22 protein-coding genes are annotated in these 22,103 nt (G+C 51.6%); 11 read left to right on the top strand and 11 right to left on the bottom strand.

What is annotated here, in order from left to right; translation table 11 throughout:
* The first annotated feature begins 3 nt into the window (after nt 1-3).
* A complete protein-coding gene (gene xdhC, locus D5398_RS10630) occupies nt 4-792 on the top strand; it encodes a xanthine dehydrogenase accessory protein XdhC (RefSeq protein ID WP_120507600.1) in 789 nt (262 codons plus the stop codon).
* Here xdhC and D5398_RS10625 read toward each other — a convergent pair.
* Nucleotides 785-1,087, bottom strand: coding sequence for a helix-turn-helix domain-containing protein (locus D5398_RS10625; protein WP_120507599.1), 303 nt, complete (start codon nt 1,085-1,087; stop codon nt 785-787). The genes xdhC and D5398_RS10625 overlap by 8 nt on opposite strands.
* Nucleotides 1,088-1,518: 431 nt before the next feature.
* Between D5398_RS10625 and D5398_RS10620 the strand changes: the two genes are divergently transcribed.
* The 5 genes from D5398_RS10620 (at nt 1,519) to D5398_RS10600 (ending at nt 6,854) form a co-directional block, all read left to right on the top strand.
* Nucleotides 1,519-2,586 carry an ABC transporter ATP-binding protein gene (locus D5398_RS10620; protein WP_120507598.1) on the top strand — a complete coding sequence of 356 codons (1,068 nt, stop codon included), beginning with the start codon at nt 1,519-1,521 and terminating at the stop codon, nt 2,584-2,586.
* 30 nt (nt 2,587-2,616) lie between these two features.
* The gene (locus D5398_RS10615; protein ID WP_415838459.1) at nt 2,617-3,612 is read left to right on the top strand and encodes an ABC transporter substrate-binding protein; all 996 of its coding nucleotides are present in this window, start codon (nt 2,617-2,619) and stop codon (nt 3,610-3,612) included.
* Between the two features lie 19 nt (nt 3,613-3,631).
* Nucleotides 3,632-5,362, top strand: a complete 1,731-nt coding sequence (locus tag D5398_RS10610) for an ABC transporter permease (protein ID WP_120507596.1) — start codon at nt 3,632-3,634, stop codon at nt 5,360-5,362.
* A 93-nt stretch (nt 5,363-5,455) separates the two neighbouring features.
* Entirely contained in the window at nt 5,456-6,052 is a 597-nt protein-coding gene (locus tag D5398_RS10605; protein ID WP_244216744.1) for a protein-tyrosine phosphatase family protein, read from the top strand.
* 106 nt (nt 6,053-6,158) lie between these two features.
* Complete coding sequence (locus D5398_RS10600) at nt 6,159-6,854, top strand: GntR family transcriptional regulator (RefSeq protein WP_120507594.1); 696 nt, start codon at nt 6,159-6,161, stop codon at nt 6,852-6,854.
* 51 nt (nt 6,855-6,905) lie between these two features.
* On the opposite strand, the gene fetB is transcribed toward D5398_RS10600, so the two are convergent.
* From fetB to manA, 4 genes are all read right to left on the bottom strand, one after another.
* Nucleotides 6,906-7,679 (bottom strand): iron efflux ABC transporter permease subunit FetB, encoded by a 774-nt coding sequence (gene fetB, locus D5398_RS10595; protein WP_120507593.1) that lies wholly within the window; start codon nt 7,677-7,679, stop codon nt 6,906-6,908.
* Complete coding sequence (gene fetA / locus D5398_RS10590) at nt 7,666-8,337, bottom strand: iron efflux ABC transporter ATP-binding subunit FetA (RefSeq protein WP_120507592.1); 672 nt, start codon at nt 8,335-8,337, stop codon at nt 7,666-7,668. Before fetA ends, fetB begins: the two co-directional genes overlap by 14 nt.
* Before the next feature lie 152 nt (nt 8,338-8,489).
* A complete protein-coding gene (locus D5398_RS10585) occupies nt 8,490-10,025 on the bottom strand; it encodes a YdgA family protein (protein WP_120507591.1) in 1,536 nt (511 codons plus the stop codon).
* A 134-nt stretch (nt 10,026-10,159) separates the two neighbouring features.
* A complete protein-coding gene (gene manA / locus D5398_RS10580) occupies nt 10,160-11,341 on the bottom strand; it encodes a mannose-6-phosphate isomerase (protein ID WP_120507590.1) in 1,182 nt (393 codons plus the stop codon).
* A 268-nt stretch (nt 11,342-11,609) separates the two neighbouring features.
* On the opposite strand from manA, the gene fumC reads away from it, so the two are divergent.
* Nucleotides 11,610-13,007 (top strand): class II fumarate hydratase, encoded by a 1,398-nt coding sequence (fumC, locus tag D5398_RS10575; RefSeq protein WP_120507589.1) that lies wholly within the window; start codon nt 11,610-11,612, stop codon nt 13,005-13,007.
* A gap of 68 nt (nt 13,008-13,075) precedes the next feature.
* Here fumC and tus read toward each other — a convergent pair whose 3' ends face one another.
* Complete coding sequence (tus, locus tag D5398_RS10570) at nt 13,076-14,011, bottom strand: DNA replication terminus site-binding protein (RefSeq protein ID WP_120507588.1); 936 nt, start codon at nt 14,009-14,011, stop codon at nt 13,076-13,078.
* A 181-nt stretch (nt 14,012-14,192) separates the two neighbouring features.
* On the opposite strand from tus, the gene D5398_RS10565 reads away from it, so the two are divergent.
* Nucleotides 14,193-14,759: a DNA-3-methyladenine glycosylase I gene (locus D5398_RS10565; RefSeq protein ID WP_120507587.1), complete on the top strand. Its 567-nt coding sequence runs from the start codon at nt 14,193-14,195 to the stop codon at nt 14,757-14,759.
* 27 nt (nt 14,760-14,786) lie between these two features.
* On the opposite strand, the gene D5398_RS10560 is transcribed toward D5398_RS10565, so the two are convergent.
* The gene (locus D5398_RS10560) at nt 14,787-15,749 is read right to left on the bottom strand and encodes a GlxA family transcriptional regulator (RefSeq protein ID WP_120507586.1); all 963 of its coding nucleotides are present in this window, start codon (nt 15,747-15,749) and stop codon (nt 14,787-14,789) included.
* 115 nt (nt 15,750-15,864) lie between these two features.
* Between D5398_RS10560 and D5398_RS10555 the strand changes: the two genes are divergently transcribed.
* On the top strand, nt 15,865-16,506 hold the full coding sequence (locus D5398_RS10555) for an HD domain-containing protein (protein ID WP_120507585.1): 642 nt from the start codon (nt 15,865-15,867) through the stop codon (nt 16,504-16,506).
* A 62-nt stretch (nt 16,507-16,568) separates the two neighbouring features.
* Here the strand turns inward: D5398_RS10555 and yqfB are convergent, their stop codons facing one another.
* The 3 genes from yqfB to D5398_RS10540 form a co-directional block, all read right to left on the bottom strand.
* Nucleotides 16,569-16,874 carry a N(4)-acetylcytidine aminohydrolase gene (gene yqfB, locus D5398_RS10550; RefSeq protein WP_120507584.1) on the bottom strand — a complete coding sequence of 102 codons (306 nt, stop codon included), beginning with the start codon at nt 16,872-16,874 and terminating at the stop codon, nt 16,569-16,571.
* A 217-nt stretch (nt 16,875-17,091) separates the two neighbouring features.
* Entirely contained in the window at nt 17,092-17,451 is a 360-nt protein-coding gene (locus D5398_RS10545; protein WP_120507703.1) for a cupin domain-containing protein, read from the bottom strand.
* A 125-nt stretch (nt 17,452-17,576) separates the two neighbouring features.
* A complete protein-coding gene (locus tag D5398_RS10540; protein ID WP_120507583.1) occupies nt 17,577-18,182 on the bottom strand; it encodes a transglycosylase SLT domain-containing protein in 606 nt (201 codons plus the stop codon).
* Between the two features lie 219 nt (nt 18,183-18,401).
* Here D5398_RS10540 and D5398_RS10535 point away from each other — a divergent pair, with 219 nt between their 5' ends.
* Entirely contained in the window at nt 18,402-19,379 is a 978-nt protein-coding gene (locus tag D5398_RS10535; protein WP_120507582.1) for a GlxA family transcriptional regulator, read from the top strand.
* A 78-nt stretch (nt 19,380-19,457) separates the two neighbouring features.
* Nucleotides 19,458-20,468 (top strand): type I glyceraldehyde-3-phosphate dehydrogenase, encoded by a 1,011-nt coding sequence (gap, locus tag D5398_RS10530; protein ID WP_120507581.1) that lies wholly within the window; start codon nt 19,458-19,460, stop codon nt 20,466-20,468.
* Between the two features lie 131 nt (nt 20,469-20,599).
* Here gap and D5398_RS10525 read toward each other — a convergent pair whose 3' ends face one another.
* On the bottom strand, nt 20,600-22,033 hold the full coding sequence (locus D5398_RS10525) for an L-fucose/L-arabinose isomerase family protein (protein WP_120507580.1): 1,434 nt from the start codon (nt 22,031-22,033) through the stop codon (nt 20,600-20,602).
* Between the last annotated feature and the right edge of the window lie 70 nt (nt 22,034-22,103).

Below are 22,103 nucleotides of genomic sequence, written 5' to 3'. Positions count from 1 at the left end.
CACATGCGCACTGATGACTGGATAACCCGTCTGCACGATCTGCAACAGCGCGGCGAGCCATGCGTGGTGGCGACGCTGGTGGATAATCAGGGGTCAACACCACGGGATGCGGGAAGTAAGATGCTGATCACCGCCAGTCAGCAATTTTATACGCTCGGTGGCGGTAATCTGGAATTTCAGGTGATGACTATTGCGCGTGAAATGCTCAGAGAGGGGGCGAAAACGTCACGCTTCGAACGATTTTCGTTAGGCGCGCGCCTCGGGCAATGTTGCGGCGGAATGGCATCGGTATTGCTCGAACCTCTCGGGCAACCACAGCCGCATGTGGTGGTCTATGGCGCGGGGCATGTCGGACGGGCGCTGGTGAATATTCTCAGCACACTGCCTTGCCGTATCACCTGGGTGGATGCGCGCGCCAGTGAGTTTCCTGCACACGTGGATCCGCAAATCACCTGCATCGTTGATGAGGAGCCGGAAGGCACCGTGGCACAAATGCCCGCTGACAGCTACTTCATGGTATTGACGCACGATCATCAGCTGGATTTCGCCCTGAGTGAGCGCATCCTGAAACGCGGCGATTTCCGCTATTTCGGGCTGATTGGTTCTGATACCAAGCGCAAACGCTTTGACTATCGTTTATCCGGCAAAGGCATTGCCGATGAACAACTGGCGAGAATGCGATGTCCGGTCGGACTGCCTGATGTGCGGGGCAAACTGCCGGCAGAAATCGCTGTGGCAATTGCCGGAGAGTTTATTGCCGCTTACGGCGCGCACAGCCAGAAGGTCAGCTGAGTTTTTTAAATTCAAAGGTCCCCCCGAGTGCCACGGCATAACGGCTTACGGTATGGAGCGTGGGGGAAGCGACACCGTTTTCAAAACGACTGATGTTTTGCTTCTTCATTCCTGTACGTTTTGCAATGTCTTCCTGTGTCAGGGATTCTGCAATTCGCATGGCTTTAAGATCGGCAACCATCTTTTTATGCATTTTGTGAGCGGCGTAGGCAGCGACAAATTCAGGATCCTTCATTGCTTCTGCTTTCACTAGGCTAAAGGGGATCAGTTCATAGTCGTTATCATCGTCTTTCATGCTTCATTCCTTTTGATAGTTTTCATCCGTTTTACAGCCAGTTCCAAATCATGGGGAGGCGTCCTAAGCAGTGTTTTCCGGGCACAGGGCAACAGGGTTACGTCGTACACAATCGCTTTCCTTGCGGTGGATTATGATTACTCTTTGTTCAAATGGAAAGTAATCATTTATGATTCTTTTTATTCCGGAAGCCGTCTCGTATTTCTGCCTGCTTCCACCTTTTTCGTGTGATCACGAACCGGCATTCTGTCGGGCTTTTCCGCCATGATCCGAATGACGTTATTTTCCTCCGCGACGTCTCGCAAAAAATAACGCAAGGCAACCTCTGTCAGACCAAATCTTCTCAACCCGTTCATAAAACAGTCACAAAACCGCAGTAATTTGTTTCCTCATCGAATTGGCCTGAGCCTGACTGAGGAAACCTCCGACGCATGTCTGCTATTCAGATTTCCCACCTGAGTAAATCCTTCACCACCCAGCCGGTGTTAAATGATGTCTCGTTGCATATTAGTCACGGCGAGTTCGTGGCAGTACTCGGGCCATCCGGCTGTGGAAAAACGACTTTACTGCGCACCATTGCCGGATTTGAGCCAGTCAACAGCGGCACGATCACCGTGGGAGACCGCCTGTTTTCATCACCTGACATTCATGTGGCGCCGGAGAAGCGCGACCTGGGGATCGTGTTTCAGAATTATGCGTTGTGGCCGCACATGTCAGTTGAAGAGAACGTGGCCTACAGCCTGAAAGTGGCGGGTATGGATCGCAACGAACGACGCACGCGCACGCAGGATGCGCTGGCGCTGGTCGGATTGGGTGATTATGCGACGCGACGCCCGTCTGATTTGTCCGGTGGACAGCGACAGCGTGTGGCGCTGGCGCGTTGTCTGGTGACTCGTCCTGGTGTGGTACTGCTTGACGAGCCGCTGGCGAATCTCGATGTGCATTTGCGTGCGGCGATGGAGGAGGAATTCAGCCGTTTTCATCAGCATACCGGTGCGACTTTGCTCTATATCACTCACGATCAGCAGGAAGCGATGGCGATTGCCGACCGTGTGGTGGTGATGAACGAGGGCAAGGTGATGCAGTTCGCCACGCCGCAAACGTTGTACCGCGAACCGGCTAACGAAATGGTCGCGACATTTATCGACGATGGCCGTGTTATTCCGGCGCAAAACATCCGGCTGGCAGAAAGCGGTATTGTTCTGGCAGAGGTTTTAGGGTTGCGCGTGCGGTTGCGGGCTTCCCCTGAACAAAAGCCTGTTGTCAGCGCGCAGGTTTGTGTTCACGCCGCCGGTTTACGCTTTGCCGTCGCCGGTGAACCGGGTATCGCTGCGCGGGTCACGCGGGTGATTTATCGCGGCGGCTATCATCAGATTGACGTTGAACCTCACAGCAATCCTGAAATCCGTTTATCACTCCATTCCCCGGCGGAAAAGTCATGGCAAATTGGTGACGATGTCACTTTTATGATTGCCGACGGATGGATTATTCCTCAGTAAATTTCATTTCTTAAAGACAGGGCTATGCACATGATTAACAGAATAAAATTATCTTCCTGCGCGCTGACTCTGGCTGCGGTACTGACGGTTCCGGCATTTGCTGCAAATACCGCATCAGGCAAGCTGGTGGTGTATACCTCGCAGGCACCGGAAATCGCGCAACAGACGATTGATGCATTCAAAGCGGCATATCCGAAGGTACAGGTGGAATGGACGCGTAACGGCACTACGCAGTTAATGAATGTTTTGCAGACTGAAATGATGGCCGGGGATGTAAAAGCCGATGTATTGCTGGTAGCGGATTCCATCAACCTTGGTGCACTAAAAAAAGACGGCAAACTGATGGCCTATGCCGACGCGCCGGTAGGAAATATCAGCCCGAATTTTTATGACAAAGATAAAACCTGGTTTGGTACCAAAATCATTGCCACGGTAATTGCGTATAACACTAAAAATGCCAAACCTGTCAACAGCTGGATGGCGCTGATTGATCCGCAAAATAAAGGCCAGGTGGCGGTGCCAAGCCCGTTGTATTCAGGCGCGGCGCTATATCATCTGCACACGGCGATTAACACGCCGGACATCGGCTGGGCGTTCTATCAGAAACTGGCGGCAAACGACATTTCACCGGAAGGCGGGAACGGTCCGGCACTGAAAGCAGTGGCCAGCGGGATGGCGAAATACGGTGTGATCACCGACGCCGATATTATCCGCGCCAAAAAGCAGGGCTCGCCGATTGATCTGGTGTACCCGAAAGAAGGGGCTTCATTTGTGACTGAACCGGTCGCCATTCTTTCCGGTGCGCACAATGTGCCAGCGGCAAAAGCGTTCGTCGATTTCATGTTGTCACCTCAGGGCCAGCAACTGGTGGCGAAGCAGGGCAACCGTCCGATTGATGCCAGCGTCGCAACGCCCGAAGGTTTTGCTCCGATGGATTCGATTAAACTGCTGACCCTCGATTCGGATAAAGCGGTGGCTGACGACAAAGCCGTTCGCGCGAAATTCACTGAAATCTTTGGTGGCTGACAGGATAAAGGACAAGGCCATGAGCGTGATGAGTGAAATCCAGCGTCGCGCCACCTCTTCACGCCGCGGCTGGCCGGGCAGTGAGAAAGTGGTGCTATGGGGGCTGACGCTGCTGATAGGAATATTATCGATAGCGCCTTTGACGCGACTGGTGTGGGCCGCTATCGCCCCTGATGGTGTACCGGACATCACGCGGCTTACCCATCTGCTGGGTACCCGTAAAGTGGTGACTGCCACGCTGAATACGCTGACGATTGCCGTCGTCTCTACATTACTGGCCATGTTGCTCGGCACAATGGCGGCGCTGCTGATTGCGCTGACCAATCTGCGTGGCAAACAGGCGTGGGTATTTACGTTTATTTTACCGCTGATGATCCCCCCGCAAGTCACGGCGCTGGCCTGGGTACAGGCGCTTTCACCGTCGAGTGCGGTTTTGCAATTTCTCGGACTCAGTTTATCCGCCGGTTCACCTTCGCCGCTGTATTCGCTTGAGGGCATTATTGTTTTGCTGGGATTGCATAACGCGCCGCTGGTCTTTCTGATGGTACGCGCCGGACTGCGCAGGCTCCCGGCTGAACTGGTAGAAGCGGCTCGCAGCGGTGGAGCAAAACCCTGGCGGGTGCTGTTTACGGTAATTTTACCGCTGGTGCGTCCGGCTATCTTTGCTGGCGCGGCTCTGTCTTTTGTCACCTCCGCGGGTAATTTTGGTATTCAGGCGATGCTGGGCATTCCGGGGCGGATCCCGACGCTTATCACCCTGGTGTATCAGCAACTCAACAGCGTAGGTACATCGGCACTGGCGGATATGGCGGTGCTGTCGTTGCTGATTGCCACGATTACGCTTGCAGGGCTGATGTTCAGCCGCTGGCTGGGCGGGCGTCAGGACGTGCGGGTCACCGGCACGCCGCGGGCTCTGCATCAGTCCCTCGGTCGCTGGCGTTTGCCGGTTGAGATTGTCGTGTGGGTATGGATGGTGCTGACACTCATACTGCCGCTTTGCGCATTGCTGACCACTTCCCTGACCACCGGCTTTGGTCAGGCGCTGACGATGCAAAGCCTGACGCTGAGCAATTATGCCAATGCATTGTTTGGCTATCCGGCTATCCGCCACGCGTTTATGACCAGCCTGGGGTTGACCGTGATGACTGCGGGGATACTGACCATTGCCTCGCTGTTTCTGGCCTATTTCCTCAGCTGGCAACGCACGCGGCTGGTGCGTATTTTGCAGTTATCCACGGAACTGGCGTATGCACTGCCGGGGATTGTCACTGGTATTGCAGCGATACTGTTTTTTCTCAGACCGCTGCCGCTGCTGCATATCAGCCTCTACGGGACCATTTGGATCATTCTGGCGGCTTATCTTTCTAATTTCATGGCGCTGGTATTACGACCGACGCTGGCCGGATTCGCGCAGATTGAACGCTCGCTCGATGAAGCCGCGCAAATCTTTGGTGCAGGATTCCTGCGAAGAATGCGCGATATCCTGATGCCGCTGGCCGCACCTTCCGCCATGGCCGGCACGATTTTGGTCTTTCTCACCGCACTCAACGAAATTCAGGTGTCTATTTTGCTGGTGACTTCAGGGACACAAACCCTCGGGCCGATGATTGTATTTCTGGATGAGGGCGGCTCGTCGACGCTGGCCGCGGCGGTGGGGTGTCTGATGATTGGTGTGATACTGGGGTTTATGTTGCTGGCCTCTCTGTTTGCGCGGCGTTTACCTGAAGGCGTGTTGCCGTGGCGTATCTGAATCGTAAAAGTCGTTAAACTGCTAAACAGGCAAAGATTTGCTTTTTTCTGATGTGCTACCGTGCGTGAACTCACTGACGTCAGGAAGATGATAATGACTGATACCCTTCAATCACGTAAGCAGGCCGTACAAGAAGAAGACAGCAGACCTTTACTCATCAAAATTGTGCCGGTTGCCGGACAGAATCATCGCTGGTTGTATCTCGGAAATGGCCCTGCGGCGCAGGATGCTTATTTGCTGCATCAGCACAATATTACCTCCGCACTGAATACGGCTGTGAATTTACAGCTTGGCGATCTGGCATTACCTGACAGCACCTGGCTGCGCCGCACGCAAATCGGACTGATTGATGGCGCGGGGAATACTGTCAGTCATTTGCTGGCAGGCGTGCTGGCACTTGATGGTTTACTGGGGCAGGTCAGTCCGGGCAAAGTCAGTTATCCGCCACATCGCGCGGCTAATGTGCTGGTGCATTGTCGTGGCGGACGCAGTCGTTCTGTGGCGGTGCTGGCGCTGTATCTGTATTTCACCCAGTCTGAACGTTTTCCTACACCTCAGGCAGCGCTGACATCTTTACGTGAATTGCGTGGTCTGGACGAAACTTACCCCTGCGGACCGCTGATGACGCTTATCAGTCAGGTGGCTGAATTGCCTGTCAAAAGCTGGTTTGGCCAGAGAGCTGTATCCTGAATGGTATACCGGTGATTTCAGATTTGACGTCATTTACTAATGACGAAAGCAAACTGTTGATGTTAGCTTTCACGGAAACTGCCAGAAAGAGGCCATTAAGTATTCCATGAGTAATACAACTACAACCGCCAAGCAGCTTGAAGTTCAGCGCATTGTCGACGTTTTATCAAAAGCTATCGCCCAGCATCGCCTGCGTCCCGGAACACGTCTGGTCGAATCACAACTCGTTGAGGCGCTCAGCGCCAACCGTAATCATGTTCAGGTAGCCTTACAGCGTCTGGCTTTACAGCGTATTGTCACTATTGAACCCAATCGTGGCGCCATGGTGGCTCAGCCTACAGCGAAAGAGGCGCGTGAAGTTTTTATTGCCCGCCGCGCTATAGAACGTGCAATTGTTGAGTGTATTGGCCCGGATGTTATCCGCCGTCACCGCAATCGGATCACTGCCCATTTGCGCGGTGAGCGTGAAGCGGTGCAGTCTGAAGACCGCCGCGCCGTGGTGCGGGAATTAAGTGCGTTTCATCTGATACTGGGCGAAATTTCAGGTAATGAAGTGCTCAGTGAAATATTGTCGAATCTGATGGTGCGCAGTTCCCTGATTGTCGCGTTATATCAGCGCAATGAAGTCCCCTCATGCCAGTGTGATGAGCATCAGGCAATCATTGATGCGCTGGAAGCCGGGGACAACACACAGGCAGCAGACATCATGCAGGAACATCTCGACGATCTGGAAGGGGTGTTGGATCTTGATGATGAAGCCGCAGGGGAAGTGAATTTGCGTCAGGCACTGTCTGATTTATAACGCCGCAAAGGCAGGGGCCCGTCAGTGCAACTGCTGACGGGTACTGAAATATTACGATGATTTCAAATCGCGCAGCTGCGCACGGTCATTGTAGAAACGTTTATAAGACAGATAACCGGCGATAATTGTCGATAAACTGGCCGTCGCCAGCAGCATAAACGTCACCATAATCTGATACTTGATGGCCTTAACCGGATCGATACCGGCAAATATCAGCCCGGACATCATGCCCGGCAAACTGACAATTCCCACCGTTTTCGCCGCATCGACCGTCGGGATCATCGCTGCACGAATACTGTCACGAATAATTCGTCCTGAAGCCATTTTTACCGGCGCACCAAGACTCAGCATTTCGAGGATTTTTTGCTGATTATCGAGAAAACGCTGGTTCAGATTGCTGTAGCACAAACCCACCGCGACCATCGCGTTACCGGCAATCATCCCAGAAATCGGGATAACCTGCATAGGCAGAAACTCAATCGAACCGCTTAAGATCAGTATGGAAAGCGTCAGCGCAGTGCCGACCGTAATGGCAATAAACGAAATGATAAAACCGTTATCAATGTTACGGCTGCGTTTTTTTGCATTCAGGGCGGCATTCACGCAGATGAACAGCACCATCAGTACCGTTAACAGGCTGTTATTGATGTCGAAAATGTATTTAAGCACGTAGCCGACAATCACTAACTGCACGACGGCGCGGGCCACGCTCCAGATAATGTCTTTTTCGAGGCCGAGTTTTTCTTTTTTGCTGACGAGCAGGGCGACGACCACCAGGATCAACGCGAGAGCCAGAGACTGGTTAGTAATATTATGCTGATTCATGAGCCGCGCTTCCTTGTGAATGACGGGTCAGGTTGACGACATGTTTCGCGTGGCGGATTTCATTCTGGTCATGGCTTACCCACAACACGGCGATCCGCTCCTTGTCAGCCAGACTCGCGATGATCTCATTAATGTTTATCTTATTTTCTTCATCCAGCGCGCTGGTGATTTCATCCAGCAGCAGGACATCCGGCATAAATTGCAGATTGCGCAGCAGGGCGACACGCTGCTTCTCGCCACCGGAAAGTTCCTGCGTGCGTTTGGTCAGCATGTCTTCGGATAAATTCACTCGTTTCAGCCAGTCGCGAAGCTTGTCGTCCTCAGGCTTTTTATTGCGGATCTGATAAGGCAGGGCGAGATTGTCATACACCGTTTCGCCAAACAGCGACGGTGTCTGGAAACAGTAAGAAACGCGCTGGCGGTAAGCTTCGGGCTTAATATGCGAAATATCCTCGCCTTTAAACCACAGTTTGCCGCCGGTCGGAGTTTGCAGCGAAGCAATGATTTTCAGCAGCGTACTTTTGCCGCTGCCTGAAGGTCCGGTCAGTAACGTGAATTCCCCCGGATTGAGTGTGAGTGAAACCGGTTCCAGCAGCGGGATATTGTTGAGCGTAAAAGAGACGTCTTGCAGACGAAGGAGGTCAGTAGGAGTGGTCACGCCTGAAAATCCTTTGGTAACGGGAGGGGTTTTACTCCTTCCCCTCAGGTGAGGGGAAGGCCGGGATGGGGTGTCAGTTAAAACAGGCCAGAAGGTGTCTTGTGTAAACCTCCTCCCAGACTCCCCCTTCGCAGGGGGAGGAGTAAAGAATATTATTGAGCTGGCACGGGTGCTGGCGCCACCGGGGTTTCCTGTTCCGGCGTCGGAGCTGGCGCTGCTGGCCCGCCCAGAATGCCGAAGAGACCCGCGAATTCCTGCAACGTCATCTTCTGGCCATTCAGGTCAATCTGATTGTCCGCGTAATGGAAGCTGCTGGAAATGGTGTCGTCTTTCACCGTGGTCAGTTTAAACATCTGACCCATAGCGGCCAGCCCCTGAACCTGTTGCTGAGCCAGTTTAGCGGCGTCGTCGGCGTTATAACCTTCAATCTGTGCAACCTGTGTGGTCACCTGAGTGGCCATCGGCAGAGGGATAGTCAGTTTAGCGTCAACTTTATTCACCAGCTGTGAAAGCATCTGGTCTTGCGATTGTGCCGGTGTCGCCGCCGGGTCTTTCAGATCCAGTTGCAGATTGAAGCTGCTTTCGCCTTTGCTGTTTTTCCAGCTCAGGGGAGCAACGCTGATGGACGGATTGCCTTTAAGCAGTAATGGCAGGTTCGCCAGCAGTAAATCCGCAGCCTGTTGCTGATAAACCGCAGGATCCAGTTCGCCTTGTTTCATCAGCAAATCACGTGATTGTTGATTGTAGTTGTCAGCAAACTGCTTCAACGCTGCGCCATCGAGCTTATCCAGCTTCAGGGTGAGTTTTGCAGATCCGAAATCCTGGCCCTGAACTTTCAGTGCGTCGATGGTGTAATCCTGCTGCCCGCCAATGTTATTGCCGTTTTCAGAGAATTTGCTCACCAGCTTGAAGTTGTCCAGGGAACCGGCGTCTTTGCCGTCAACATTCACCAGAATTTGCTTCACGGTCAGATTTTGATCGCCCACGCCCACCTGGAATTTACCCTGATGGGTATCGCTGTCCATGCTAAAACCGGCCAGGGTCACTTTCTCAAGCTGCCCCCACTGATTTTTAGACGTCAGCGCAATGCTGTCGGTATTGGCATCGAGCTTCATCGCGGTCAGGTCTTTATCAACATCCACATTGATGTTACCGCCGGAGAAGGCCAGCTGGGTTTCTTCTTTCTGGTATGTCACCGGAATGATGTCAATGGCTGAGGCACTCGCGCCGCTGTAGGAAACGCGGGTGTCGATGGTGACCAGGGATTTCCCTTTGGTGACATCAAACAGACCTTTCACCGTCGGCGTGTTTTGCAGTTCAGAATGAACAGAGGCCATGCTTGGGATCAGGTTGAATTTCTTCAGCTGAGCGGCAGGGAAAGGACCGTGATCGATGGTTTCGATAAAGGCAATTTCGTCACCGGTTTTCAGCACGCTGCTGCCCGCGGTGGCTGCGGCAGCATCAGGGCGCAGAACAATACGCATTTTGCTGCTGAACAGTCCGCGCTGGTAATCTTCATAGCTGACTTTCAGACCGGCTTTCGGATAAGCGTTTTGCAGCTGGCTGTTGGCATTGGCGACCTGCTCATCCATGTGCTGCTCAATCATTTTACCCGTGTACCACGAGACGCCTGTCCAGGCCGCGCCAAGGACTACAATGACGCTTACAGCGACTAATGACTTCTTCATATCTCTGTTTATCCTTATGAAATATCCCGAAAATAAAAAACGCCTTACGGCGTTATTAGTCTTCTGAGTGTAGCTGAATCAGTAAAAAAATCATCAAAATGGGGCAGTTAGCCCCATTTTGTTTAGGTTTGGGATCATTTTGCGAGCGTATTGAACACCCGTGCAATGCGACCGTTACCGCTGACCGTTACCGGCGACTCACTGGCAGACAAGAAACAGGACTCGCCAGGATTGAGTACCAGCGTTTCATCATCTTTTGCCAGAACGCTCTGGCCTTCAATACAGAAGACAATAGCCGCGCTGTCCTGTTCCAGCGTTTGCGGTTCTGCCGCAAGGCTGTGAATTGAAAACGCAAAATCTTCGACAGGAATAGGGAAGTTGAGTTCCGCACCTTTGACAACCGGCGTGGTCAGCAATTCGGCTGCCGGTTTCGCATTGAATTTCAGGTTGGCCAGTAATTCAGGGATATCGATATATTTCGGCGTCAGACCTGCACGCAGAACGTTATCGGAATTCGCCATCACTTCAAGAGAAACGCCTTTCAGATAAGCGTGCGGAGTTTCGGCATACAGGAACATGCCTTCGCCCGGTTGCAGGGTGATGACGTTGAGCAGCAGAGGGGAGAACAAACCGCTGTCATCAGGATAAAATTCAGAAATACTGCGGATAGTGTCCCACGGCTCGCCGTGTTGCTCATCGAGAACGGACTTCAGAACGTCCAGCGCACGGGATTTTTCTTCACCTTCAAGACTCAGCAGACCGGCAAACAGGGTACGCAGATGATCAACATCCGGGAAATTCAGGAAGCTGGCAATCAGCTGATGCGCGCCTGCAACGGGTTGCAGCAAAGAGACGATATCGCGCAACTCGCGAAAACCATTCATCGCCTGGAAAGGCGTCAGGGCATAAACCAGCTCAGGCTTGTGATTCGGATCTTTATAATTACGCTCGGCAGCGTCAAGAGGAATTCCGGCCGCATTTTCTTTCGCGAAACCCATCTCAGCGGCACCTTTACTCGGGTGAACCTGGATGGAAAGCGGCTGATCGGCACAAAGGACTTTGAACAGGAAGGGTAACTCGCCAAAACGTTTAGCGACTTTTTTTCCTAACTGACCATTCAGATCGGCGCTGATTTGGTCGCGAAGTGAAACGGTCTGGCCGCTGGCGTTCTCAACCTGAGAACTGCTTTTAGGATGAGCCCCCATCCACAATTCAGCCATCGGGCGGTCCTGCGGGTCGGTAATTCCGTAAAGTTTGGTCAGCGCGTCTTGACTGCCCCAGGCGTAATTCTGTACACCGTTATGCATCTTTTGCATTGCTTCATCCTGAATAGAAAATATTGCCGCCTAGTAAACAATGCCGAAGCAGGCATTACAACTACGAAGCACCAAAAAGTGCCTTGGGTGGGTATTTTCGGAATGGAGATCGAATCGAATTATACGCACGCCTTATAAGTCACTATAATTAACGGGCCGCCAACGGATGCGTGGGAGCGCGTGCGGCAATCATAAACCTGCAAAAAACCTGATTTAAATTACAAAAAAACCTGATTTATCATCGTAATAAACATCTAAGGAGACAGTAATGGCAGCAACACGCATTGAAAAAGACTCAATGGGGCCAATTGATGTTCCGGCAGATAAACTTTGGGGCGCACAGACGCAACGTTCCCTGGAGCATTTCCGTATTTCCTCTGAAAAAATGCCGGAAGCGCTGATCCACGCACTGGCTCTGACCAAACGCGCGGCGGCCAGCGTGAATATGGATTTAGGTTTGCTGCCAGCAGAGCGCGGAAACGCCATTGTTGCTGCCGCGGACGAAGTGCTTGCCGGTCAACATCCGGCTGAATTCCCGCTGGCTATCTGGCAGACCGGTTCCGGCACCCAGACAAATATGAACATGAATGAAGTGCTGGCGAACCGTGCCAGTGAAATTCTCGGTGGCGAGCGGGGCGAAGCGCGCAAAGTTCACCCGAATGATGATGTGAACAAGAGCCAGAGCTCTAACGATGTCTTCCCGACTGCGATGCACGTCGCTGCCGTGATCGAACTGCGTGAAACGCTGATCCCGGAGCTGAAAGTGCTGCACAAAACGCTGGCCGCGAAAGCGGATGCGTTTCGCGATATTGTAAAAATTGGCCGCACGCATTTGCAGGACGCCACGCCGCTGACCCTGGGACAGGAAATTTCCGGCTGGGTCGCGATGCTGGCACATAATTTAACGCACATTGAAAACAGCATACCGCACATTGCTGAGCTGGCATTGGGCGGTACTGCCGTCGGAACCGGGCTGAATACTCATCCGGAGTATGCGGTACGCGTAGCCAAAGCGCTGGCGGAGCTGACTAAACAGCCGTTTGTGACGTCGCCGAATAAATTCGAAGCACTGGCCACTTGCGATGCGCTGGTTCACGGTCACGGTGCGCTGAAAGGTCTGGCTGCCTCGCTGATGAAAATCGCCAACGATGTACGCTGGTTATCTTCCGGCCCGCGTTGTGGTATCGGCGAAATTTCTATCCCGGAAAACGAGCCGGGCAGTTCCATTATGCCAGGTAAAGTGAACCCGACGCAGTGCGAAGCCATGACCATGCTGTGCGCACAGGTGCTCGGCAACGACGTTGCGGTGAATATTGGCGGAGCTTCCGGTAACTTTGAACTTAACGTCTTCCGTCCGCTGGTTATTCATAACTTCCTCCAATCAGTGCGCCTTCTGGCCGACGGAATGCGCGGTTTTAACGAGCACTGTGCAGTGGGTATTGAGCCTGTCCGCGACCGTATCACTCAGCTGTTGAATGAATCGCTGATGCTGGTGACGGCGCTGAATACGCATATCGGTTATGACAAAGCGGCTGAAATCGCCAAGAAAGCCCATAAAGAAGGGCTGACGCTGAAGGGTTCAGCACTGAAACTCGGTTATCTGACTGAAGAACAGTTTGATGAATGGGTGCGACCGGAAGCCATGGTTGGCAGCATGAAAGCTTAAGGTTTATTCTAAAGAAAAGCGAATGAGGTCCGGGAAACCGGACCTTTTTTATGGCCGCTGTCTGTGGGTTAAAGCGGATAGTCGGTATATAAATGCAGACGTTTAATCAGCAGGCTCAGCGGCTGTGATTGTGGTTTGTACTTATGCTTGATGGTCGTGACATCGTAATCGTGGAGTTCCCCTAACTTGGGTACCTGCATCATCGGAGAGCGCAGACACAACGCAATCAGCGGCAACGGGCAGGGATGTTGCACCTGTTTTTGGCTGTTGCGATACCATACGCGGGCGATGGGCTGGACTTTCACCGGACGTTTAAATTTCAGCGCCGCATGCTCCGGCAGACGTTTCACATCACTCATCTCACGGTTAATATTTTCCATCCATTGCTCACGCGTATAAGGCGAAACAGCGCGTCCGGCATTCAGGCTTTTCTCAAGCTGAGCCAGCACTTCATCACGTGTCACGTTTTTAATAATATGCTTATTCGCCCAGCCAAAACGCACAGAATCCGGATCGTTCAGATACGTCACCGAGCGGTAGGCGTTAAGCGTAATCAGACCGCGGAGATGGGTATGCACAAACTCGAACCGCTGTTCGCGGGCAAGACCGGATTCTACGGTTACAATATGTTCCAGCTCCGCTTTCAGTTTGTTCACTTCTTCAATCAGAAGCAGGGCAGACTGATGCTCAGCGGGATCAACGGCATAACACAACACACCGGGCAAACGGACGGCTGATTTACTGCTGACATTTTCGTTATTATGATGAATAAACAGGCGCTGAAAATGCTGTAACGCCAGTTGCTGCGCGGCCTCGCCGGTGTGCGGTGTGACGATGATTTTATCTGCAGGATTATGTTCTTCACCTTTGATAACTTCTGGAAGCGCAAAGACCCGCGCCTGCAATAATTCCAGCTGACTCAGGAAATGCCCCAGATCCTGCAACGCCAGTTCCAGTTCGTTAAAACAACCGTTCATCCGGGCAATTAAATCATAATCCGCCATAATCCCTCCAGTTAGTTACAACATACACTATAGGGCATAATGATAAAACGTGCACACATGAACTTCAGAGAAATCATCAGTTTCAGAGTTTTAGTCGCTTAACAGGGCAGAGATGAAAGTTTACCACGTCCCGATAGTGGTCAGGTTAGAATAAAGAATGTTTCCGTTGCAGGAGTTCGCTATGACTGACCTTATCCGTTGTCCCTGGGGTACAAATGACCCGATGATGATTGATTACCACGACCAGGAATGGGGTAAGCCTGTACGCGACGGCAGAGCGCTTTGGGAAAAACTGATGCTCGACGGCTTTCAGGCCGGGTTATCCTGGCGAATTGTACTGAAAAAACGCGACGCGCTGCGGCTGGCTTTTTGTCAGTTCGAGCCTGAGAAAGTGGCGGAGTTCACCGAAGAAGATGTCGAAAGGCTGGCAAATAACGCCGATATTATCCGCTCACGCATCAAAATTAGGGCAGTGATTAATAATGCCCGCGCGTATCTTGCTATGCAGCAGGCTGATGAAGATTTCGGTGAATGGATTTGGGCACAAATCGGCGGGAAAGCGATTCAGCACGTTGGGCCGGTTCCGACTAAAGATGCGCTTTCAGAAAGTATTTCAAAAGATCTCAAAAAACGAGGTTTTAAATTCGTTGGCCCGACGATTGTCTATGCCTGGCTGGAAGCCACCGGCCTGATTAATACCCATCATCAGGAATGCTTCCGTCGCGCACAAGTAGCGAAAGAAGCCTGATTTTACTGGGGTTTTCTGTTACTCCTTTCAGCGGATATGATGCTTTTGATATTGTGACGGTGTCACTGATAACTGCCTGACGAAAGCCCGCCGCAGGATATCGACACCGGAAAAACCGCATTCAGCCGCAATCTGCTTAATAGCCAGTTCGCCAGTTTCCAGCAGTTGTCTGGCATGGAATACCCGCTGCTGTTCAAGCCATTCCGCGGGCGACTGCCGGAGTTCCTGATTAAATAACCGGGTAAGATGTCGCGGGCTGATGCCCATATGTAAGGCCAGACTTTGTACATTATGCGGATAATTCAGGGAATTCATCACCCAGCGTTGCACATCCTGCAACGCTGACCTGCCGCTCACTGAGGCCTGACCGTGACGGCTGAACTGCATTTGTCCACCGGGACGCTTAAAGAACATCACCAGTTGTGCGGCAACATCCAGTGCGGTTTCCCGGCCGAGATCTTCCTCAACCATATTCAGCGCTAAATCGAGTCCGGACGTTACACCGGCGGCTGTCCGTAAGGGACCGTCGGCAATAAATATGGCATCAGCTTCGACTTTTACCTGCGGATAATCTTCGGTCAGTTTACCGGCGACAGACCAGTGGGTGGTCACGCGGCGACCGTCGAGTAAGCCCGCCGAAGCGAGCAGCAGGGCGCCACTGCATACTGAGCCAAAACGTTTCGCATGCTGACTCCACCGGTGGATGCCTTCTTTCAACGGCTGGTCGGCTAAATACTCATCCAGCTGTGGCGCACCGGCTACCAGGAATGTGTCTACTGCGTCGGGCAAAGGCGAGTGCAGCGAAAGGTCTGCGACCATTCTTGCACCTGAAGACGTCGGAATCACCGCCTGATCGCCCGCCGCCATAATACTCAGTTTATAAATTTCACGACCACGTTGCTGATTGGCCTCGGCGAACACGTCCAGCGGGCCGGAAACATCCAGCAACTGTACGCCGGGCACGGCGAGAATGATGATGTGTTTGGACATTGAGAGGTTTCCTGTCGCAGAATGACTGCTTGTCCCATATCGTCATATCGCGACGATTGATGACATTTATCCTGCCGTTTATTCTTGCTTCATACAACCCAGCAGGAGAAATATTATGAGTCTGAACATCCGTGGTATCCGCATTCCCGACAGCAAAATGGCCCGCGAAGCAACAGAGCTGGTCCGTGACACTGAGTCTGATTTACTGTTCCATCATTCAAGTCGTGTCTATTACTGGGCCGCACTGGCCGGACAACAACGTGAGTTAAAGGTCGATCACGAGCTGCTTTATATCGGCTGTATGTTCCACGATATGGGGCTGACCCATGAACATTGCAGCTGCGACAAACGTTTTGAGGTTGATGGCGCAAATGCAGCGCGGCAGTTCATGCAACAGCACGGAGTCAGCACGCAGGACATTGAAAAAGTATGGACCGCGATAGCCTTGCATACCACACCAGGCATTCCCGAATTTATGGATCCGGTTATTGCCCTGGTGACCGCAGGCGTAGAAATGGACGTGCTGGGCATTAACTATCAGAGCTATGAGGATGAAGTGCGTAACGCCGTCGTCGGTGCGCATCCGCGGACACCGGCGTTTAAGGAAGATATTATTCAGGCATTTTATGACGGGATTAAAGACAAGCCGCAGACAACTTTCGGCAACGTGAAGGCAGATGTTATCGCGGACAAAGAGTCAGGTTTTATCAAAGGTAATTTCTGTTCAGTTATCCGCAATTCGCGCTGGCAGGGTTGAATTCAAAGAAGAAAAGGGCGCGTCGGTTTATTCACGGCGCGCTCATTTTGTTACATCTGACATCAGTTGAGCCGGAATTCGATCATAAACAGTTCTCTGAGGCCCGGATAAATTTCGCTGATCACGTCCTTTAACTGCTCAAGCGTCATGTTTTCCTGCACAGCATGTGTTTCGTTCAGGTCGTCGAACATCACTGGCGTCACCGCGATTACCTCGATATTGCCGAAAAATACATCATCTTCATAACGGCTGACACGCACTTTATCACCGGCTGAAAAGTTAGCGTCACTGGCTTCGCGAAGGGTGATGGTTTTACGTCCGGCAAGAATGTCGTTTTCAAATCTGCCGTAAAAAGTGATGTTTTTCATGGTTTTCCATTTCGGGAGGAATTGATTCAGCTCATTATACGAACCGGATAGTGATTGTAAACGGCTAAGTCAGAGAGGTTCCGGATACCCGCATGAACCAGAATCAGGGCTGTATGAGCGTAAGAATGCCGATCATGCAATATGCAGTTAGTGCGTATAATGTATATTATGTTAAATTAGATATCAGGTTTCGCATCTAATCCCGTTGTTTCTTTATTCATACCTCTCCTTCTTCTGTTTGCGTCTGTTCACCATAATGGATGGCTAACCAGATCGTTGTTTCGTCAGCACTTGTCCATTCGACACGATGCCTGCACAACGCCGGGATATTGACGAAGTCACCCGAATTCATCACACGCACTTCTGTTTCGTTTTCAAATTTCAAACCTGCCGACCCCTGAAGCACTGTGACCCATTCACTTTGTGGCTGGCTGTACCAGAATCCAGACGGACTCGCCTGACCGGTTGAAATAATCCTCTCGATACGGATATCTGGCCGCGTCAGCAATAACTCGAATGTTTCTTCCTTTCCTTCCAGCGCACTGACAGGAAAATTGCTAAACAGGTTCGTCACCATGATATCCACGTTTGGCCAGAGAAATTGCATTCTGAACTGATCGCGCTACGCCAATTCTGAAATTACAGCAGTACCATAATGCTGTAGATTTTACGTAGCGCATCCATTTTTCAGTACCTCAAAAGCTATAAACCGGCATACGCCTTTTCGACTTTAGCCATATATCTCGGAGCCTGTGGCGCCGGATGATATTGGCGGACATGCCAGTTAAACGCTTCCGGTGACAGCTGATTAATCATCTGAATCGCGGTCTGGCGGTTCGCAGAAAAAGTTCGCAGCAATGCACCGGCACCGTTGGCATAAGCCACTTCGGTAGCATATCGACGTGTCAGCGGATCGTTGATCCAGTTGAGTTGCTGACGTTGTAATGCGCTGATGTATGCCGTTCCCAGGTCAATGTTAGTTTCCGGATCCAGCAAATCGTCATCATCAGGACATCCGCGTTTACCTTTATAACGATATGCATCGCAACCGCTGGTTGAGGCTTTCAGTTGCATCAAACCAATGGCATTTGAAGGACTTACAGCTTCAGGATTAAAACCTGATTCGACCTGGATAATAGCCTTAACGAGTTTACGGTCAACTTTATACTGGTCAGCGGCATCCTCAATTTCATCATCATAGGCATGCGTATCGTACTTCTTATATTTCGGCTTACCCGAGCAGCCAGCCAAAATCATCAGCATGATTATCATGCTGAGTCTGAAAGGTTTTTTTTGTAGAGAAATCATGAATTTCCACAGTTAGAATGAGTGAGTCTCAGCGCTGACAAGATACCGTTATCATCACTCAGGATCATGCATAAATCTGTTTTTTTTTACCCCAAAACTTGTGACCGGCATTGAAGATCTGACATCTGCGCCCTTCTCTTGCTTATTACTGCCAGGTCACAGGCGTATCTGATACACTGAGGTTCTGGCTCATTATGTATAGATGGTATTTTTAACGCCATGACGACAATTCTGGTTATCGTCCCTGACGGGGGCATGTTATTTGAAGCGGCGGGTATCGCCGATATCCTTATGCAGGCTAATCAGCTGCTGCCTGCTGATGCCAAAAAATCACCTTATCAGGTGACGGTGGCGACCACGCAACCTCACCGTGTAGTTCATGGTGTTTCAGGCCTGAATCTGCTGGCCGATCACCGGCTTTGCGATCTCGACCCGACGCTGCCCCGCGACACAATAATGGTCACCGGCAAAGGGCTGACTGAAGAAGAAGGCTCGAGCGTTGTAAGCTGGCTGCGACAGGCTGCACCCCATGCGCGGCGCGTGGTGTCTATCTGTGGCGGTGCCATGTTGCTGGCTCACGCCGGGCTGCTTAACGGTCGCCATGCCACCACACACTGGCGGTTGCTTGATACCTTGCAGGCGAAGTTTCCGTTGGTCAACGTCGAGCGCGGACCAATGTATGTTCAGGATGGCGAGATCTGGACATCTGGCGGTGTCAGTTCCGGCTTTGACCTCACTCTGGCACTGGTCGAAGATGATCAAGGTTTCAGCGTTGCCAGAAACGTCGCGCAGAATCTGGTGATGTTTCTCCGCCGTCCGGGTGGACAGTCTCAATATAGCCGCTATCTTTTGAATCAGGCCAGCGAAGGCCCTATTCGTGAACTTCAGGCCTGGCTGCCGGAAAATCTTAACGGAGATTTATCCGTTGAAGGTTTGGCGGAGCGTGTGGCAATGAGCCCGCGTAATTTTACCCGGGTTTTCACTCGCGAAACGGGTATCACGCCGGCCAAATATGTCGAAGAAGTTCGCCTCAATGCGGCAAGGCAACTTCTGGAACAAACATCCCAGGACATCGGACAAATTGCAGCCACAACCGGGTTCGGTGGCGGCCTGAATTTACGTCGTGTTTTTGAAAGAAATTTGCAACTGACACCCACAGAATACAGAGAGCGTTTCTGTTCGCGCATTTTGGCGTAAATTGATCTATTGTTGTCATTTACGCCAATTCTCCTCCGGGCTATATTAACCGCAAGTCAGATAACTAAGGAGTTCATCATGGTCAAAGTTGGTATTAACGGATTCGGCAGGATTGGACGTAATGTTTTGCGCGCTGCACTTGGCCGCGATGATTTTCAGGTTGTCGCCATTAACGACCTGACTGACAGCAAAACCCTCGCCCATCTCCTCAAATATGATTCCCTCTCCGGCACTTTACAAGCAGACGTAAAAGCGGGCGAAGGTCAGTTACAGGTCGATGGCAAAACTATCCGCGTATTCTCTGAAAGAGACCCCGGCGCTATTGCGTGGAGCAGTGTGGGCGTTGACATCGTTATCGAAGCCACAGGTTTCTTCGCTGAAAAAGAAAAAGCGGAAGTTCATATCACCAAAGGTGGTGCTAAACGCGTCATCATTTCTGCTCCGGCCAAAAACGACGACATCACTATTGTGATGGGTGTAAATGATAGCCAGTACGATCCGGCAAAACATAAAGTCGTCAGTAACGGCAGCTGCACCACCAATGGTCTGGCTCCTGCGGCGCAGGTTTTGCATCAGACATTCGGCATTGAACATGGTCTGATGAATACCACGCATGCATATACCAACAGTCAGGCGCTGCATGACCAGCCGGAAAAAGATTTACGCGGTGCACGCGCGGCAGCCGTTTCGATTGTTCCCTATTCCAGCGGCGCGGCAAAAGCTATCGGCAAAGTCATTCCGGAGCTCGATGGTCGTATGACGGGCTATTCATTACGTGTGCCGGTCCCTGTGGTGTCCATCGTTGACTTAACAGTGAATCTGAAACGTGAAGCCACCGTTGAGGAAATCAACGCCGCTTTCCGTAAGGCGTCTGAATCAGGTCCTCTGAAAGGGATACTCGGCTACAGCGAAGAACCTCTGGTTTCCAGTGATTATCGCGGCGATCCGCGCTCTTCTATTGTCGACGGGCTATCAACGCTTGTGATTGGCGGCAAACTGGTGAAGATTCTGGCCTGGTATGATAACGAATGGGGCTTTTCAAATCGCCTGGTCGATCTGGCCCTGTTGATGGAAAAACGCGGTTTATAATCTCCTCGCTTCCTGTAAGACTAATGCAGACACCGCCCTATGGCGGTGTTTTTCTATGGCTTACAGACTGTCACCATTATAAAAGAAGTATACTGTATGTTGTAACTAATAATTCTACTCCTGCGAATGTTTCAACAAATTCGCCGTGCGAGAACGCCCAGTAAAGTCGCCAGTTTTTCTAAAATTTCACCCTGATGTCCGATTCCTATCGCGCAATGATGCGCAGCCCCTCCGCACGACCAGTCTTTGGTAAATTCCCGCGCAGACAGGGGGAAACGATAACGGCTGTTGGTATTACCGATATCCAGGATTTCACCTTCGACCGACTCCCCTTCAGCGTATTGTAAAATCATCTGGTTATTAACGTCTTCGATAACTGAAAGGAAGGTTACCGGCCCTTTGCGGACACTCATCTGAATCGAAATCCCTTTGCCCGGTTTGCCATGATAAACAGGCAACGGAACCAGTCGCACGTCACCTTCAGCCATCAGAGGATGAGCCGGTCCGTCATGGCCCCACAGCACAACATCATCATCAAAATCAATGCCATAGGGCTCTGAGAATGACCCGCCCGCCCCGAGCAGTGACATGATTTTCATCGCGATAACATTCTTGATTTCATATTCCCCGGCAACAGGAATATTCCGCCCTGTCAGCAGCGTATTACCGAGGATCACTGACGTCACAATATTCTCGTAGGCATTGCCCGGTGCGCCTTCATAGTAATAGGCCAGAGCATCCAGCCCGTTATCCCCGACCAGCTGATCCAGCGCGACGGCGGTTGTCACAGCCCTGTCGAGCTCGGTTTTATCGCAACTGGCATCAGTGCGAAGACTTTCCGCGACTTCCTGCTGTTTTGCTTCCCGTAGTCCGTCGCTGACCTGCTCGCGCAAACTGTTCAGTTCGCACATCTCAAGGGGTTTAAATCGGACGCCCAATCTGGCCGAAAGATTGGTCATATTGGAATAGACATCTACCATGCCGTTGTAATAATGCCCCAGCACACCGACGGTGCATTTGCCCAGTTGGTGTTTGACAGTAATCGCGGTAAGCCACTGCTGTGTTTGCTGCCAGACATACGGGTCGTTGTTCAGCGCGCCGACAATCATCTCGTAAGCGATACCTGCACGGTTAAATACGTTAGCCAGTTCCGGTGCGCTGCATGCCTGACAATGTGCCAGCCATTCGCCAGTACGCGCCCCGCGATCGGTCATCTCGCGGATAGTTTGATACGGAAGATTACGTTCAGGCTGAAGTGCCAGGATCAACACCGGAACCTGAAATTGCTGCACCAGCGGCAGCACTGTTGAACTCAGTGCATAAGTACTGATGGCAATAACAATGACATCTGGGGAAATCTGTTTCAGCTCGCTGGCCAGCGTGTCACTTTTTTCCACGCTGTCGACCAGTCCGCCGTTATGAATGACGACATCCGGCGAAGCAAGCTTCTTCTCAATTTCACCAAGATAACTGGTCAGCCGAGCTTCCAGTCCGGTGAATTGTGGCCAGTAGGTATTCAACCCTATCCCGAATAAGGCAGCGTTAAGCGGTCGTGAATTGCGCATAGTTTTCCTCAACTGTGAATAACCCGTTGAGGATGAGTCTAAGGAGAGAGATGCCCCTGTACCTTTGCGT

The sequence above is a fragment of the Rahnella bruchi genome (assembly GCF_003614975.1).
Classification (GTDB): Bacteria; Pseudomonadota; Gammaproteobacteria; order Enterobacterales; family Enterobacteriaceae; genus Rahnella; species Rahnella bruchi.
This window is presented reverse-complemented; position numbering and strand designations above follow the sequence as displayed.

What these genes read in the sequence shown, in the direction of transcription:
- xdhC (WP_120507600.1), top strand. Translation starts at nt 4, where the DNA reads ATGCGCACTGATGACTGGATAACCCGTCTGCACGATCTGCAACAGCGC.
- D5398_RS10625 (WP_120507599.1), bottom strand. Translation starts at nt 1,087, where the DNA reads ATGAAAGACGATGATAACGACTATGAACTGATCCCCTTTAGCCTAGTG.
- D5398_RS10620 (WP_120507598.1), top strand. Translation starts at nt 1,519, where the DNA reads ATGTCTGCTATTCAGATTTCCCACCTGAGTAAATCCTTCACCACCCAG.
- D5398_RS10615 (WP_415838459.1), top strand. Translation starts at nt 2,617, where the DNA reads ATGATTAACAGAATAAAATTATCTTCCTGCGCGCTGACTCTGGCTGCG.
- D5398_RS10610 (WP_120507596.1), top strand. Translation starts at nt 3,632, where the DNA reads ATGAGCGTGATGAGTGAAATCCAGCGTCGCGCCACCTCTTCACGCCGC.
- D5398_RS10605 (WP_244216744.1), top strand. Translation starts at nt 5,456, where the DNA reads ATGACTGATACCCTTCAATCACGTAAGCAGGCCGTACAAGAAGAAGAC.
- D5398_RS10600 (WP_120507594.1), top strand. Translation starts at nt 6,159, where the DNA reads ATGAGTAATACAACTACAACCGCCAAGCAGCTTGAAGTTCAGCGCATT.
- fetB (WP_120507593.1), bottom strand. Translation starts at nt 7,679, where the DNA reads ATGAATCAGCATAATATTACTAACCAGTCTCTGGCTCTCGCGTTGATC.
- D5398_RS10585 (WP_120507591.1), bottom strand. Translation starts at nt 10,025, where the DNA reads ATGAAGAAGTCATTAGTCGCTGTAAGCGTCATTGTAGTCCTTGGCGCG.
- manA (WP_120507590.1), bottom strand. Translation starts at nt 11,341, where the DNA reads ATGCAAAAGATGCATAACGGTGTACAGAATTACGCCTGGGGCAGTCAA.
- fumC (WP_120507589.1), top strand. Translation starts at nt 11,610, where the DNA reads ATGGCAGCAACACGCATTGAAAAAGACTCAATGGGGCCAATTGATGTT.
- tus (WP_120507588.1), bottom strand. Translation starts at nt 14,011, where the DNA reads ATGGCGGATTATGATTTAATTGCCCGGATGAACGGTTGTTTTAACGAA.
- D5398_RS10565 (WP_120507587.1), top strand. Translation starts at nt 14,193, where the DNA reads ATGACTGACCTTATCCGTTGTCCCTGGGGTACAAATGACCCGATGATG.
- D5398_RS10560 (WP_120507586.1), bottom strand. Translation starts at nt 15,749, where the DNA reads ATGTCCAAACACATCATCATTCTCGCCGTGCCCGGCGTACAGTTGCTG.
- D5398_RS10555 (WP_120507585.1), top strand. Translation starts at nt 15,865, where the DNA reads ATGAGTCTGAACATCCGTGGTATCCGCATTCCCGACAGCAAAATGGCC.
- yqfB (WP_120507584.1), bottom strand. Translation starts at nt 16,874, where the DNA reads ATGAAAAACATCACTTTTTACGGCAGATTTGAAAACGACATTCTTGCC.
- D5398_RS10545 (WP_120507703.1), bottom strand. Translation starts at nt 17,451, where the DNA reads ATGGTGACGAACCTGTTTAGCAATTTTCCTGTCAGTGCGCTGGAAGGA.
- D5398_RS10540 (WP_120507583.1), bottom strand. Translation starts at nt 18,182, where the DNA reads ATGATTTCTCTACAAAAAAAACCTTTCAGACTCAGCATGATAATCATG.
- D5398_RS10535 (WP_120507582.1), top strand. Translation starts at nt 18,402, where the DNA reads ATGACGACAATTCTGGTTATCGTCCCTGACGGGGGCATGTTATTTGAA.
- gap (WP_120507581.1), top strand. Translation starts at nt 19,458, where the DNA reads ATGGTCAAAGTTGGTATTAACGGATTCGGCAGGATTGGACGTAATGTT.
- D5398_RS10525 (WP_120507580.1), bottom strand. Translation starts at nt 22,033, where the DNA reads ATGCGCAATTCACGACCGCTTAACGCTGCCTTATTCGGGATAGGGTTG.